Here is a 14,771-nt window from a genome sequence, read left to right as displayed (position 1 = left end):
AGGTTGGGGCTTTTTTATGTTCGCTTTTTAGAAGAAGCAAAATGTCGTGATCTAATCATGCTGGGCTATTGTTTATTGAAGGTTAAACAGCCCGAGCGTGACACCGAATATGTTTTATTATGGCTTCTAAACCTTGACTCCGACTGGCGCTAAGCTGAGATTTTAAATCTAACTGGCGGAACCAGTCTTTAATATCGAATTCTAGAACGCTCGCGGGTTGTTGGTTGTTATAGGCGATCAACACCAACGCCAGCAAACCTTTAACTAATGAAGAATCGCTGGTCGCTTGTATCGACATTTTATTCTGTTGACCGATGTAAAGATCTAGCCATACGTTACTTTGGCAGCCTGCGATAAGATGTGTTTTATTCATCTTTTCCATAGGGAAGGGCTCTAACCGGTCTCCCAATTCTATCAAATACATATAACGTTCTTCCCAATCAACGCATCGCTCGAAGTTTCTCTGGAGCTTTTCAGGGGACATAAATTACCTTAATAGTTGGTGGATTCGTTTTAGTGACTGGCACAAGGCGTCTATGTCTTTGGGCCTTGTATACATGCCAATCGATGCGCGACACAGCGAGTTTTGACCGAGTCGTTTTAAAAGGGGCATTGCGCAGAGATGCCCGGTACGAATCGCAATACCATACCTATCTAAGAATGAACCGACATCAAAAGAGTGTTGGTTTTTCATATTAAAGGCCAAAACGCCGGTGCGGTTATCATCGTCGCCATAGAGCTCTATTGCTGGTACCTGTCTAATGCTCTCCACCAAATAATTCATTATATTTTTTTCATAGCCAGAGATCTCTTTGAAGCCGATAGCTTCAATGTAGTCTAGAGCGGCGCCTAAACCTAAAATGCCGGCAATATTCGGAGTACCTGCTTCGAACTTCCATGGCGCTTGGCCAAACGAGGTTCCCAAAGGCAGGGTCACTTGATCGATCATGGCTCCGCCGCCTTCCCATGGCACCATGTTGTCGAGGTGTGTTTTTTTTGCATAAAGCACGCCGATGCCTGTCGGGCCATACAATTTGTGCCCAGAGAAGGCGTAGAAATCACAATCGAGGTCCGTCACATTGACTTCATCGTGCATGACAGCTTGAGCACCGTCGACTAACACGGGGACTTTTGCTTTATGTGCTGCTTTGACTATCGTTTTAATTGGGTTTACGCGGCCTAGAACATTCGATACGTGGCTAATTGCCAGCAGTTTTGTCTTTGTATTCATTAACGACACAAGGTCGTTGAGATTCAAATAGCCATTTTTTGCCATTGGCCAAACACGAATGTTGACATTATAAATTTCAGAAAGCATCTGCCAAGGAACAAGGTTGGCGTGATGCTCCATTTCCGTCACGATGATTTCGTCACCCGCTTTTAACCTAGGGCGCAAATAGCTATTCGCAACGAGATTGATGGCCTCTGTCGTCCCTTTGGTGAACACAATACTTTCTCGGGATTTAGCTGAAATGAACTGAGCAAGTTTTTCTCTTACTTGTTCCATTTCTTCGGTTGCTTTAGAGCTTAGGTAATGGACACCGCGATGAACACTCGCATAATCATGTTGATAAAACTGAGTCATGCGGTCGATAACGATTTGAGGGGTTTGGGCCGTTGCAGCACTGTCTAAATAGACCAAAGGCTTGTCGTAAACTTGAGTTCTTAGAGCTGGGAAGTCGTTAAACCAAGGGCTTGTCTTTTCGCTCGAATCAATCATTAGGACATCCTTTATTGAGTGACGCATTGATTTTATCTATCGCAGATTGTCTTAGGGCGGGGTGTTTAATTCTCTCGGTAACGCCAATGACAAACGCAGAGGTAATCATGTGCTCGGCTCGTTCTTTTGGGATACCTCTAGAGCGTAAGTAGTTGATTTGGTTTGGGTCGATTTGCCCTGTTGTTGCACCATGGCTGCATTTGACATCATCGGCATAAATCTCTAATTGAGGTTTAGAGTTTACTTGGGCTTCATCGCCTAAAATCAGACTGTGGGTGTCCATTTGCCCGTCTGTTTTTTGCGCGGTAGGGTCAACATAGATCATGCCGTCGAAAACAGACTTAGATTGGTTTCGAGCGATGGTTTTATGATTTTGTTCACTTTGGCAGTGGGGAGAGTTGTGTTTCAAATAGGTGCGAGTATCAAAAACTGCCTCACCTTGAGGTAGGGAAATACTGTCCATAGCGACAAAACCTTGTTCGCCAGTCAGTTCTGAACTTACTTGATGTCGTATCAATTGGCCGGAGTAGAGCAAGCAACAAGAGTAGGCGCTAGCATGCGCATTAATCACCAAATCGTTATGACCGAAGTGATGTTGACTTAAGGCCTCTTCGACAATTTTAGTGTGATGATAGTGAGCACCACAACCAACGTGTTGTGTTAAGCGAGATAATGTTACGCCTCTACCACTACCTTGTGAAACATGGTGTTCGATGACGGTGACTTCCGCATGATCTGCGACTTCAATATGGCTTCTGTAGCTTGATACATCACCTTGTTTTCCGGAATTGATATGCAGAAGATGAATAGGTTTCGATACCTGCGTATTCGCTTCGACCTCGATTAATATGCCACTTGAAGCGGTAGCATCAGTAATATAGGTAAAAGCGTCTGGCTTTATTGAACGAGATAGCTCATCGATTTCAATTGGAGAGAGCGCGCAGGTGGGAGTCACTCGAACTTTTGGAATCCAGTCGGAGTATCGAGCTAAAAAGAAGCCGTCGACGAAGACTAATCGATAAGCATCAATGTCTAAACTGAATTTGTTGTATGGCGTGTTAGCTGTCGACTGCTGTGGTGCGCTGCTTAGCTCTAGTTCGTTTAATCGGTCAAGAGGCGTGTATTTCCAGTCCTCATGTTGAGGGGACGGTAACTCAACCCCAAGCAATTTAGACCATTGTTTTTTTTGCCACTCATGCGGTCGAACAAGGGTTTCAAATGAATCAAGCAATGAATGTTTATTGTTCATCAATGATCCACCCATAGCCTTTCTCTTCTAATTCTTGAGCTAACGTGTGGTCACCAGATTTTACAATCTTTCCTTGGTACAACACGTGCACGAAATCTGGTTTGATGTAATTGAGGATACGTTGATAGTGCGTGACCAAAATGAAAGCTCGTTGCTCATTCTGCAGCGCGTTTACACCTTCAGAGACGGCTTTAAGGGCATCAATATCTAGACCTGAGTCGGTCTCGTCTAGTATACAAAGATCAGGTGAGAGCACCGCCATTTGTAGAATGTCATTGCGCTTTTTCTCTCCACCAGAGAATCCCTCATTGACAGAGCGTTGGAGTAAATTTGCCGGCATCTTCAACAATTGCGCTTTTTCTTCCAATAGATCTTCAAAGTCAAAACGATCGATTGGTTCTAAGCCTCGATATTCACGAACCTCGTTGAGAGCTGTATTTAGAAAGAGTTTGTTACTGACACCTGGAATTTCGACAGGGTACTGAAAGGCTAAAAATACCCCTTCACCGGCTCTTTCCTCTGGATCTAGCTCTGTAAGATCTTGACCTTTGAAAACAATCTCACCACTGACGACCTCGTAATCATCCTTGCCTGCCAGTGTGGCGGATAGGGTACTTTTTCCCGACCCATTCGGTCCCATAATTGCGTGAACTTCACCAGGTTTAACAGTTAGGTTAATACCTTTTAGGATAGTATTTTCTTCAACGCTGACATGTAAATTTTTAATTTCTAACATTTTATCCCACACTATGCTCGAGGCTGATTGATAGAAGTTTCTGCGCTTCAACAGCGAATTCGAGTGGTAATTCTGAAAATACGTCTTTACAAAAACCATTGACGATCATGGATATGGCGTTGTCTTCACTGATCCCTCTTTGGGTGCAGTAAAACAGTTGATCTTGGCCAATTCGAGAGGTCGTCGCTTCGTGTTCAACGTGAGCCGACGGGTTTTTGACTTCGATATAAGGAAAAGTGTGAGCCCCACATTCAGCGCCGATTAACATTGAATCGCACTGAGTGAAGTTTCTCGCACCTTCTGCGTTAGGGGTGACTTTAACCAGCCCTCGGTAACTGTTCTGGCTTTTGCCTGCTGAAATCCCTTTTGAAATGATGGTAGAGCGAGAGTGTTTTCCTATATGAACCATCTTGGTGCCGGTATCGGCCTGTTGAACGCCATTTGTTAGAGCGACGGAGAAAAACTCACCAACAGAGTAGTCTCCTTTGAGAATTACGCTTGGGTACTTCCACGTTATCGCTGAACCTGTTTCTGATTGAGTCCAAGACATTTTGCTGTACTCGCCTTCGCAAACCGCACGTTTGGTTACAAAGTTGAGTATGCCGCCTTGTGAATCCTCTGCTCCTGAGAACCAGTTTTGCACTGTGGAATATTTAACTTCAGCACGCTTGTGAATGACGACTTCTACGACGGCGGCGTGAAGCTGATAGGTATCTCTCATCGGGGCAGAGCAACCTTCAATGTAGCTGACGTATGAGTCCTCATCAGCCACTAAAATTGTTCTTTCAAACTGGCCTGTTTTTGCTTGGTTTATTCGAAAGTAGGTAGAGAGTTCTCTTGGGCATCTCACACCTTTCGGGATGTAAACAAAAGTGCCGTCAGAGGCAACAGAGGCATTCAAAGCCGCAAAGAAGTTATCTTCAGGTGGAACAACGGTGCCTAAGTATTGCTGCACAAGTTCAGGGTATTCTTGGATAGCTTCGCTGAATGAACAGAAGATGATCCCGAGTTCTTTCAGTTCGTTTTGATAGGTAGTGGTGACGGAAACTGAATCGAAGATTGCATCGACAGCAATTTCTGAACCTTCTCTAACTGGAATCCCCAGTGTTTCAAAGGCTGTCTCGACTTCTTCGGTTAAAAATTCATTCGAGCCATCACCACTATCTTTATCACAACTATCTTTGTCGCAGCTAGAACAACTTGGCGCGGAGTAGTAACTGTAATCTTGGTAATTTAGGTCTGGATAATCGGCTTTTAACCAATGCGGTTCCTCCATCGTTCGCCATTTACGGAATGCTTTGAGACGAAACTCCAACATCCATTCGGGTTCGTTACGTTTTTTGGAGATTGCTCGAACGACTTGTTCGTTGATTCCCTTCGACAAAGTATCTGAAGATAACTCAGTGTAGAAACCTTCACGATAGTGACTGCTGTGCAGTAACTCTGTAACTTCAGGCTGCGTGTCAATTTCAGGTCGCGTTTCAGCGTCTGGTCGCATTTCAATTTTTGTTTGCGTTTCAACGTCAAGTAGCGTTTTAGCTTCAGACTGCGTTTCTAATGCGCACATGGTTAAACTCCAAAACTCTCGCCACATCCACAAAGGTTCTTCACTTTGGGATTATTGTATACAAAATTACTGTTTAAACCCTGACGCACAAAGTCGATCTCTGTGCCATCGATCATAGGTAGGGCTTTGAGTGCAATATAGAAAATGACGTCATGTGATTCGTACTTGATGTCGTCATCGGATGGCGAATCGATCAGTGCTACTTCATATGCAAACCCTGTACAGCCAGAGGACTTAACCGTGAGGTGGAAGTGCTTTTGTCCATGTGATAACTGGGAAATTCTGTTTGCGGCACTTTCACTTAACGTGACGCCTTGCCACTCCATATCATGTATGGATATGTCATTAGAACCGGAACTCGAAATACTCACCTTACTGCTCCATATTTGACTGGTGACAATAGATGATATTGATTATCATTTGCATATCAACCATGTATTGTCTATGGTCTTTAGGTCGAGGATCAATATGTTGACAAAACATAAATCCCAAATACTATATGTGCCAATATATATTAATAATGATTATCATTAAGATTTGGTTGAGGTTGTATAATATGGATGTCATCGTTTATTCCAAGCCACAGTGTGTGCAATGCACAGCAACGGTTAAGGCGTTACAGAGCAAAGGTATTGAGCATACAGTTGTTGATTTAACGTGCGACGAAATCGCAATGGAAAGGGTTCAATCAATGGGTTATCGACAAGCTCCCGTGGTTGTCGCCAATGACCGCCATTGGTCCGGTTTTAGACCTGACATGATCAGCGCGTTGGGTTAATGATTGTTTATTACTCTAGCGCTTCCGGGAATACGAAGCGATTTGTCGAACAGCTAGGATTACCTGCGATTAGGCTTCCTACTGAGGCCAATGAAAGGGCGCTAGAGATTGAGCAACCATTCGTACTTATATGCCCGACTTATGCCGATGGTGAGGGGCGAGGAGCTGTGCCTAACTCCGTTATAAGTCTATTGAATAACCCGAATAATCGAGCATTGATTAAAGGTGTGATTGCATCGGGAAATCGAAACTTTGGAGCTCTTTTTGCTCGCGGAGGTGCCATTGTCGCTGAAAAATGCAATGTGCCGCTGTTGTATCGTTTCGAACTATCTGGAACCCAGAGCGATATTGATATCGTGACAAATGGGTTAGAACAATTTTGGAAACATCATGGATAACCACTTTGAGAACGAGTCCCTTGACTACCATGCTTTAAACGCAATGTTGAATCTACTTGATGAACAAGGGACGATTCAGTTTGAGGCAGACAAGCAAGCGGCTCGACAGTTTTTCTTACAACACGTTAATCAAAATACCGTTTTCTTTCATAATTTAGACGAGAAGATCGACTATTTGCTTAGAGAGGGGTATTACGAGGCTCAAGTTATTGAGCAATATGATCGCAGTTTTCTTCATCAAATCTGGGCAAACGCCTATCAAGCCAAATTTCGATTCCGCACGTTCTTAGGTGCTTATAAGTTTTTTACTTCCTATGCACTGAAAACTCGTGATGGTAAGCGATATTTAGAAAGGTTCGAAGACCGAGTGGTTATGACTGCGCTGTTACTGGCTCGTGGTGACTGTGAATTTGCACTGGCACTAATGGAAGAAATCATTCATCAACGCTTTCAACCGGCTACGCCCACTTTTATTAACTCCGGTAAAAAGAGCCGTGGTGAATTGATCTCCTGCTTTTTGTTGAGAATCGAAGACAATATGGAGAGCATCGGTCGTGCGATTAACTCATCGTTGCAACTCTCACGTCGTGGCGGTGGTGTTGCTTTACTTCTGACGAACTTAAGAGAGCAAGGTGCGCCCATTAAGGGGATCTTAAATCAAAGTTCAGGTGTCGTCCCTGTGATGAAATTGCTTGAAGACAGTTTCTCGTATGCAAACCAATTGGGGTCTAGGCAAGGCGCGGGTGCTGTCTATCTTAATGTTCACCATCCAGACATCATGCAATTTCTTGATACGAAAAGAGAAAATGCCGATGAAAAAATCAGAATTAAGACCTTGAGCCTTGGTGTTGTCATTCCCGATATTACTCTGGAATTAGCCAAGCAAAACAAAGATATGTACTTGTTTTCTCCTCATGATGTTGAGCGAGTGTATGGCGTACCTTTCTCTGAAATTTGCGTGACGGAGAAGTACCATGAAATGGTGGATGACCCGAGGATCCGCAAAGGGAAAATGAGTGCAAGAGGGCTTTTCCAAACGCTTGCCGAGATCCAATTTGAGTCGGGCTATCCATACATTATGTTCGAAGATACGGTTAATCAGGCTAACCCCATTCAGGGGCGTGTAAATATGTCTAACTTGTGTTCTGAAATATTGCAGGTCAACGAGGCGTCAAATTATGATGACGACTTGAACTATAGTCATGTCGGGCGAGATATTTCGTGCAATTTAGGCTCGATCAATATTGCTAAAGCCTTGGATGGAGGTCGACTATCTCAAACCGTTGACACCGCAATTCGAGCATTAAATGCAGTGTCAGAGATGAGCGCAATCAACAGTGTTCCTTCGATAAGAAAGGGCAACGATGAAAGTCATGCTATTGGTTTAGGTCAGATGAACTTGCATGGGTTTTTGGCTAGAGAACGCATTCACTATGATTCACCAGAGGCCATTGATTTCACCAGCAGTTATTTTGCCTGTGTTTTATATCACTGTCTCGTGGCTTCCAATAAGTTGGCACAAGAGAAAAAGAGTACGTTCAAAGGGTTCGAAGATTCTAGTTACAGTGATGGGTCTTTCTTCGACAAATATTTGCAGCAGGATTTCTCGCCAAAATTGGACGTGGTCCAAGATCTCTTTAGCCGTTTAGATATACGAATACCCACCGTGTCTGAGTGGAACGAATTGAAACAACTCGTCATGAGCTCAGGGCTATACAACCGATACTTACAGGCCATTCCTCCTACAGGCTCAATTAGCTATATCAACGACTCTACCGCTTCTATTCATCCCGTTACCGCTAAAGTGGAGATAAGAAAAGAGGGTAAAATTGGGCGAGTTTACTTCCCTGCGCCGTATTTGAATAACTCCAATTTAGAGTATTTTCGTGACGCTTTTTCCATAGGCCCTAAGGCAATAATCGATGTTTATGCAGCGGCCACTGAACATGTTGATCAAGGCCTTTCATTAACTTTGTTTTTTGACGATGAGGTAACGACGAGAGATATCAACAAAGCTCAGATCTACGCATGGAAAAAGAAAATTAAAACGCTTTACTACATCCGAATGCGACAGAAAGCATTAGAAGGTACTCAAGTCGAAGGGTGCGTGTCGTGCTCACTGTAATAAAGGGATAAACGCAATGAAAAAGATGGAATCCGGACCTGTTCAAGCGATTAACTGGAATCGTATGATTGATGGCAAAGATCTAGAGATTTGGAATCGCCTGACGGTTAATTTTTGGCTGCCTGAAAAGGTACCTTTATCCAATGATATTCAAACATGGAAGCAACTAACTGAAGAAGAGCAAACGCTAACGATTAGAGTTTTTACCGGTTTAACGTTACTCGACACGATTCAGAATACGGTGGGTGCGCCAGCCTTGATGGAAGATGCGAGAACACCTCATGAAGAAGCGGTATTAACTAACATCGCTTTTATGGAAGCCGTTCATGCTCGTAGCTACTCTTCGGTCTTCTCAACTTTGTGTACTACGCCGCAAATTGATGAAGCGTTTCGCTGGGCTGAAGAGAACCCTCTGTTACAGAAAAAAGCACAGATTGTCCTCGATGATTATTTGGCTGAAGGCGATCCGCTAAAGAAAAAAGTGGCCAGTGTTTTTCTAGAGAGTTTCTTATTCTATTCTGGGTTTTATCTACCCATGCATTGGTCGAGTCGGGCTAAACTGACCAATACAGCGGATTTGATCCGTCTGATTATTCGTGATGAGGCGATTCATGGTTACTACATTGGATACAAATTTCAGCTCGCCTACCAATCTCTTAGTGAGGAAGAACAGGCGAGAGTTAAGGATGAAGCTTATTCATTAATGTTCTCTCTTTATGAAATCGAAACACAATATACCGAATCGCTTTATGATCCTGTTGGCTTAACTGAAGATGTGAAGCACTTCCTACATTATAACGCTAACAAAGCGTTGATGAATTTGGGGTTTGAAGCACTGTTCCCTGATGAACTCTGTCAGGTTAACCCTGCTATCATGGCCGCCCTGTCGCCCAATGCTGACGAAAATCATGACTTCTTTTCTGGTTCAGGATCTTCTTATGTCATAGGTAAAGCTGTCGCTACCGAAGACGATGACTGGGATTTTTGAACGAATAGCCCGAGTATGAACTCGGGCTTGAAAGAGGATTACTTACCCCTGAATCGACATCATCGTTCTAAGGCCAGCCGTTTGAAAATTCGGTCACTCAGACGGCAAATTTTGCTTTAACTCTAAAAGCATTTTATAAGCACTTTCGCCAGACATTTCGTATGGGTTAAATTGATCCGAAGTCGAAAATTGTAAGTTCAACAGTTCAGTCAAATTAGACTGCGGAATGTCTCCCATCGACCAATCTCCAAACTCTCGACAATCAACTTCTTTAAAATACAGTATGGTCACTCTCTCGTGCCGCTTATCGTTTAGGATGTGATTGTAGGTATGGTTTACCGCCTCCCTAGAACCTTCAATGCATTGAAGAAAGTACTTTTGATTATGACTGAGAAGCCCTGTTAGATGGCTCTGCCGATTGTGGTCTCGCGAGATAGTGAGTATTTCATCCAGTGCTTTGGAATCACAACATTCGGAAAGTGTACTGACATAAATTAACCGAGTTAGGAACATAGGCATCATTTCGAATTTTTGTTCAAAGGGTATTAATAAATATAAGCCAAGCTCATGGAATTGCGAGTTATTGGCCTAATTGTCACTCGGTGGCTTTTGGAAGAGAAGAGGATGGGGATGAAGTAGCAAAGGACAGCTAGCAAGATGCGCTAAAATGAGCCGAATGTTGTTCATTCAATCATTCTAGCGACCTGCTTGCATCGAGTCTCTCGTTAGTCGTTGAGAACCGAAATCGATTCGACGTTGGAAGATGCATCGAATCGTACATTGACCAATACGCTTTCACGTTCGAAAGTCACATCATCAAAATCAGTGGCTGCGATTTTAAATCCATTCCTTGCGAATAAACTGGTCACTGTTGTTCGTTGTTTCTGTTCCATGGCGCTTGTCAGTAGTTCGTTCATTGTGATCTCCATTAAGTAACCGTGTGCATAGTGTAAGCGTACAGGGTCTACGTTATGAGTTCAATTGCTTAATCAATAAGCTGTGTTGATGAGTTCAATTGAATGATTTTGGCATTCCAAAATGTGATGAATAAGAGGGTAGATGGTCGTATTACCTATGATAAGTATTGTGTAATGTGACCACCGTTCAGTATACTTTTGGGTAGGGATTTATTTAAAAAATTCAATGTAATAAGTGGTTACAAAACACAGGGGTTCGCATCGATTTGTGGAGAGTCAGTCACCTAATGAAGCTTCTTTTTATTGAAATGTTGAATGTCAAAGTAGTGTTGTACTACGCATTTGAATCCAAGAGTAATTATTAAATAAGTTTGATTTTAATGAATCGTTAGTTGCGGTACTTATGCTATTTTTGTCGCAATGAATACTTAGTGAGTAGCCTAAATAAATAATTAATAAGGGAAACGAAAGCAGTGAAGGGAATGAAAAAGTTTATTACTCTATTTTTGGTATTGCTCTGCTTTGGTGTCAGCCATGTTCAGGCCAATGATGCGCGACTTAAGCAAGCTTACCAAAATCACAAAAGTGATGTTCAAGTACGTGGGTCGGGTTTAGTTTCACGATTACTTCCAGACGATAATAAAGGCTCTCGACATCAGAAGTTTATCTTAAGGCTCGACAGCGGACAAACTTTGCTGGTGGCACATAATATTGATTTAGCTCCTCGTATTCAGGGATTGAGAAAGGGCGATAGAGTTGAATTTTATGGGGAGTATGAATGGAACAAGAAAGGTGGCGTGATGCACTGGACCCACAAAGACCCTCGGAATCACCATGCTCATGGCTGGCTGAAGCATAATGGGAAAATATACGAATAGACGACACTTGGCATGGCATATCTGCCATTGAAGAGCATCGTAGAAGGGTGTTAGAGATAGGTAGTGAAAGGGTGCCTATCACTGGGTTTTGTTGTAACTTGGTTTTTAGTGATTTAATAATTTGAGGCTTTATGATTGAAGTGAATTATTTAGTTCAAGTCGTGAGTATTCCTGATGATCTCATTGAAGCATCACAGAAAGCGGGTTCAGACTTGTATATGACCTATAAGTTTTATCAGCTGCTTGTACAGTCCAATCTTTTGTGGCGAGTTTGGTATATCGATGAATTTGGCAAAGTTTGGCTTGAAGTCAATTTGGTTAATGATGTGGGTGACCCAGAATTTCATACGATAGCTTTAGATCAAGGTACTTATCTGAAAATAGACACTGAATGCTATGAAGTGTTGGATGAGTTGAAATAGACGAAAAAGCCGATAGTTCGGCTTTATCATTGGCTCTCGATAGGTCTATTTGTAAGCTAACTTCGCTTGGTTATTTTTACATTAAACCCAACAGGAGACATCGTGAACGCAAACTGTTCAACCACAGCTTCAGGGGCTTGTTGTGGCTCGATGCTGAATTCTTTAAACAATGTATGAAAGGCGAGTTTTATTTCCATCATGGCCAATGAGCGTCCAGGGCATAGCCTTGCTCCTCCACCAAACGGCTGAAGGTTAGAGAAGGAAGCGCCATCTTTTTCTACCCAACGATTCGGGTTAAACGTTGTTGGCTCTTCAAATAAATCAGGGTCAAAACCATTCGCGTGTAGCATTACAAAAACAGGTGTGCCTTTTTTTACTTCGATGTCACCAATCTGAGTGTCTCGTGTGGGTTCCAAATAAAGTTGTGGCGCTACCGGCTTTAATCGCATCGCTTCATACATCACCGCTGTCATATAAGGTGTTCGAGGAAGCGGCCATTCTAAGACCTTCCTCTTCCCTAGGGCGTCAAGTTCATCTTGTAAGGCCAACTCACTACTGCGATTGCCGCTGACTAAGAACGCCATCCATGCCAGTGTATTCGCTGTGGTATCTTCACCCGCTAATAGAAGGGTAATCGCATTAGCCATAATATCTTGGTCAGTTAATGAGGAATCTTGTTCTTGTTCCAATAACATGATTTGCAGCATGTTCTCTGGTGAATCTTTAAGGACTGGTTCGTGAACCAGACGAGCGCGTTGTTTTTCAATACACCCATAAACGAAATGCCCAATGTCCTCCAAACTGGTATCAAACAGCTTGTCTTTTTTCGTTTTGAAAAAACGCCACAATGGAATTGGAGAACTACAGCGTTGATTTATTACCGGAAATACGTTTTGTAAGCTTTTACTTAGTGGCACAGTTGTTTGTTCTATAGAGTTAAAGTCTTCCCCGAACGCTAGCAGAGATGTTACATCAACCGTGTATTTTTTAAATTCTGTTACGAGTTCGACCACTTCTCCTGATTCCGCTAGCATTTCAAAGTGCTTTCCTAGGCGCTCTGTAATCACGCTTAACTGAGGATGAAAATGTTTAAGGTGACTCGGCTGAAACATAGGTTCTGTTAATTTTCGTTGATGCTTCCAACGTTCTTCTTCAGCAGAGAATACGCCATTAAGACCGACTTCATCAAAGACACTCTCGATATTCTTTAGGCGGCGAAACTCCTCAGGTCGAGACTTTAGCACGGACTTGATTTGAGCTGCATCAGACAATACAAGTACATCTTTCATGCCTAGTTTTAAACGAAAATGAGCACCGTACTCTTTAATCCAACACAACATTTGCTGATGAACATTGGACTTTTTTAAATAGCTCACATGTCCTAAAACACCAGAAGTGGGTGGCATTGGTAGTTGCTCAATTCGCTTCATTTTCATTTCCTTATGTATATCATTGATGGCGCGTAACAATACTGAAGTTACGGCTAGAGCGATAAGTAAAAGTCAGCATCTAATTTAGCAAGTTTCATGGTTTGGTAAGTAAAGGTATGTAAGTGAGTGGTTAACCGCTAAGTTTACGAAACCTCGGAACCGGAGATTCCCCGACAATTACTTAACGAATATTTTTGATAGTGGACTAATTACGCCGTTGGCTCCTCTATCTATGATGTGGGTATATATTTGCGTTGTTTTTAGATCGGTATGTCCAAGCTGTTCTTGAACTGTTCTAATATCAGCACCGCTTTGAAGAAGGTGCGTCGCAAATGAATGCCTTAAAGTGTGGCAGGAAATGTTTTTCTCAATGTCGGCTTTTTGGCTAGCGACCTTAATGTGTTTTTGTAGCGCTGTTGGATGAATATGATGCCTGCGTAATTCACCTGTTCGTAAATCGGGTGCCAGACGAGCAGAAGGAAAAAGAAATTGCCAATTTAAGCTTCTTTCTGCACTCGGGTATTTTTTAGCTAGAGAGTCGGGCAGGTATACGCCAGAAAAAGCTTTATCATGTATATCTTGCTGATAGTATTCTGCGGATTTTTGTTGTTGTAACTTGATTGAAGGGAAAAGCTCGGGGGCTATTGTCACTATACGGTTCTTTCCTCCTTTTCCTTGCCACACTCGCACTGATTTGTAGTCATAGTCGATGTCTTGCATTCGTAAGCGTAGACACTCCATCAACCGTAGGCCTGACCCATACATTAATTGGTAAGGTAATTTGAAGTTAGGTGAGCAGTGGTTAAAGAACCTGCCAATTTCTTCTGGAGTCATAACCGTTGGCAACTTTCGGGATTTGTCTGAACGACGAAACTGCATATCAAGTTCAATGGGTTCCTGAACGATTTCTTTGTATAAAAAGACTATCGCATTGAGGGCTAGGCTCTGCGTTTTCTGTGCTGACTTCCTATCAACAACTAAGTGCGTCAGGAAGTCTTCTACATGCCTCGACGTCAGACTTCTGGGATGCTTTTTATCATGATAAAGAATGTACTGGTGAATCCAATAGATGTACGCCTGTGTAGTACGAAGAGCATAGTGTCTCCCCAACATATACTCTTGTATATAGGCTAGAAATGGTGATTTTTGCATTTTAATTTTAACTGGTTATATGTACATGAATTGCAGTTTGGCACATCAATTCATGCTATATAGAAAAAATCTGTATTTTGGGATTCAGGCAGATGCTTGTAGTGCTTAAGTTGCTGTTAGTTTTCATAAAAACGGGGTATGGTTAACTTCATCAAGATACTAGATAGAAAAATTCTATATTTAAATGCAGAATTTTTCTGTCTAAGAGCTGTTGAACTAAGCCGCTTCGCGGAGGGCTTTCCTCTCACTTACCTGATAGACCAAACTTATGATGTATTCATAGATTAAGGAATACATCATGACCTTATTAAGACAACAACTTATCGATGAAATGGCGGTTCGCCGTTTTTCTCCGAAAACCCATGCAAGCTATTTACGTTGGGTTAAAGACCTATCTACTACTTACGATCT

Annotated in this window: 16 protein-coding genes; 6 read left to right on the top strand and 10 right to left on the bottom strand. The window is 42.5% G+C overall.

What is annotated here, in order from left to right; genetic code table 11:
• Nucleotides 1-82 precede the first annotated feature (82 nt).
• From AB4513_RS04980 to AB4513_RS04955, 6 genes are all read right to left on the bottom strand, one after another.
• Nucleotides 83-484 (bottom strand): SufE family protein, encoded by a 402-nt coding sequence (locus AB4513_RS04980; RefSeq protein ID WP_102258314.1) that lies wholly within the window; start codon nt 482-484, stop codon nt 83-85.
• A 3-nt stretch (nt 485-487) separates the two neighbouring features.
• The gene (locus AB4513_RS04975) at nt 488-1,720 is read right to left on the bottom strand and encodes a SufS family cysteine desulfurase (RefSeq protein WP_102258315.1); all 1,233 of its coding nucleotides are present in this window, start codon (nt 1,718-1,720) and stop codon (nt 488-490) included.
• Nucleotides 1,713-2,969, bottom strand: a complete 1,257-nt coding sequence (sufD, locus tag AB4513_RS04970; RefSeq protein WP_240798327.1) for a Fe-S cluster assembly protein SufD — start codon at nt 2,967-2,969, stop codon at nt 1,713-1,715. The genes AB4513_RS04975 and sufD overlap by 8 nt, the downstream gene beginning before the upstream one ends.
• On the bottom strand, nt 2,959-3,705 hold the full coding sequence (sufC, locus tag AB4513_RS04965; RefSeq protein WP_009847127.1) for a Fe-S cluster assembly ATPase SufC: 747 nt from the start codon (nt 3,703-3,705) through the stop codon (nt 2,959-2,961). Before sufC ends, sufD begins: the two co-directional genes overlap by 11 nt.
• A 1-nt stretch (nt 3,706) precedes the next feature.
• A complete protein-coding gene (sufB, locus tag AB4513_RS04960; protein ID WP_102258322.1) occupies nt 3,707-5,203 on the bottom strand; it encodes a Fe-S cluster assembly protein SufB in 1,497 nt (498 codons plus the stop codon).
• Between the two features lie 71 nt (nt 5,204-5,274).
• Entirely contained in the window at nt 5,275-5,643 is a 369-nt protein-coding gene (locus AB4513_RS04955) for an iron-sulfur cluster assembly accessory protein (RefSeq protein ID WP_009847125.1), read from the bottom strand.
• Nucleotides 5,644-5,828: 185 nt separating this feature from the next.
• Here AB4513_RS04955 and nrdH point away from each other — a divergent pair, with 185 nt between their 5' ends.
• Genes nrdH through nrdF form a run of 4 tightly spaced genes read left to right on the top strand, consistent with a single transcriptional unit; the run spans nt 5,829 to nt 9,561 of the window.
• On the top strand, nt 5,829-6,050 hold the full coding sequence (nrdH, locus tag AB4513_RS04950; RefSeq protein ID WP_009847124.1) for a glutaredoxin-like protein NrdH: 222 nt from the start codon (nt 5,829-5,831) through the stop codon (nt 6,048-6,050).
• A complete protein-coding gene (gene nrdI / locus AB4513_RS04945; protein WP_012604288.1) occupies nt 6,050-6,448 on the top strand; it encodes a class Ib ribonucleoside-diphosphate reductase assembly flavoprotein NrdI in 399 nt (132 codons plus the stop codon). The genes nrdH and nrdI overlap by 1 nt, the downstream gene beginning before the upstream one ends.
• The gene (nrdE, locus tag AB4513_RS04940; protein ID WP_102258317.1) at nt 6,441-8,573 is read left to right on the top strand and encodes a class 1b ribonucleoside-diphosphate reductase subunit alpha; all 2,133 of its coding nucleotides are present in this window, start codon (nt 6,441-6,443) and stop codon (nt 8,571-8,573) included. Before nrdI ends, nrdE begins: the two co-directional genes overlap by 8 nt.
• 16 nt (nt 8,574-8,589) lie before the next feature.
• Nucleotides 8,590-9,561, top strand: a complete 972-nt coding sequence (nrdF, locus tag AB4513_RS04935; RefSeq protein WP_017097343.1) for a class 1b ribonucleoside-diphosphate reductase subunit beta — start codon at nt 8,590-8,592, stop codon at nt 9,559-9,561.
• 93 nt (nt 9,562-9,654) lie between these two features.
• Here the strand turns inward: nrdF and AB4513_RS04930 are convergent, their stop codons facing one another.
• Nucleotides 9,655-10,074 carry a BLUF domain-containing protein gene (locus AB4513_RS04930; RefSeq protein ID WP_017097344.1) on the bottom strand — a complete coding sequence of 140 codons (420 nt, stop codon included), beginning with the start codon at nt 10,072-10,074 and terminating at the stop codon, nt 9,655-9,657.
• Between the two features lie 212 nt (nt 10,075-10,286).
• The gene (locus AB4513_RS04925; protein ID WP_009847119.1) at nt 10,287-10,478 is read right to left on the bottom strand and encodes a hypothetical protein; all 192 of its coding nucleotides are present in this window, start codon (nt 10,476-10,478) and stop codon (nt 10,287-10,289) included.
• A gap of 482 nt (nt 10,479-10,960) precedes the next feature.
• Between AB4513_RS04925 and AB4513_RS04920 the strand changes: the two genes are divergently transcribed.
• Together AB4513_RS04920 and AB4513_RS04915 are read left to right on the top strand one after the other, a co-directional pair.
• On the top strand, nt 10,961-11,356 hold the full coding sequence (locus AB4513_RS04920; RefSeq protein ID WP_029225537.1) for a DUF3465 domain-containing protein: 396 nt from the start codon (nt 10,961-10,963) through the stop codon (nt 11,354-11,356).
• A 131-nt stretch (nt 11,357-11,487) separates the two neighbouring features.
• On the top strand, nt 11,488-11,778 hold the full coding sequence (locus tag AB4513_RS04915) for a hypothetical protein (protein ID WP_102258318.1): 291 nt from the start codon (nt 11,488-11,490) through the stop codon (nt 11,776-11,778).
• A 56-nt stretch (nt 11,779-11,834) separates the two neighbouring features.
• On the opposite strand, the gene AB4513_RS04910 is transcribed toward AB4513_RS04915, so the two are convergent.
• Nucleotides 11,835-13,208 carry a cytochrome P450 gene (locus AB4513_RS04910; protein ID WP_102258319.1) on the bottom strand — a complete coding sequence of 458 codons (1,374 nt, stop codon included), beginning with the start codon at nt 13,206-13,208 and terminating at the stop codon, nt 11,835-11,837.
• A 177-nt stretch (nt 13,209-13,385) separates the two neighbouring features.
• Nucleotides 13,386-14,360: an integron integrase gene (locus AB4513_RS04905; RefSeq protein ID WP_102258320.1), complete on the bottom strand. Its 975-nt coding sequence runs from the start codon at nt 14,358-14,360 to the stop codon at nt 13,386-13,388.
• Nucleotides 14,361-14,771 lie beyond the last annotated feature (411 nt).

The organism is Vibrio sp. 10N.222.54.E6, from assembly GCF_041473955.1.
Classification (GTDB): Bacteria; Pseudomonadota; Gammaproteobacteria; order Enterobacterales; family Vibrionaceae; genus Vibrio; species Vibrio tasmaniensis_A.
Note: the sequence above shows the minus strand (reverse complement) of the source record. Positions and strands in the feature narration are given on the sequence as shown.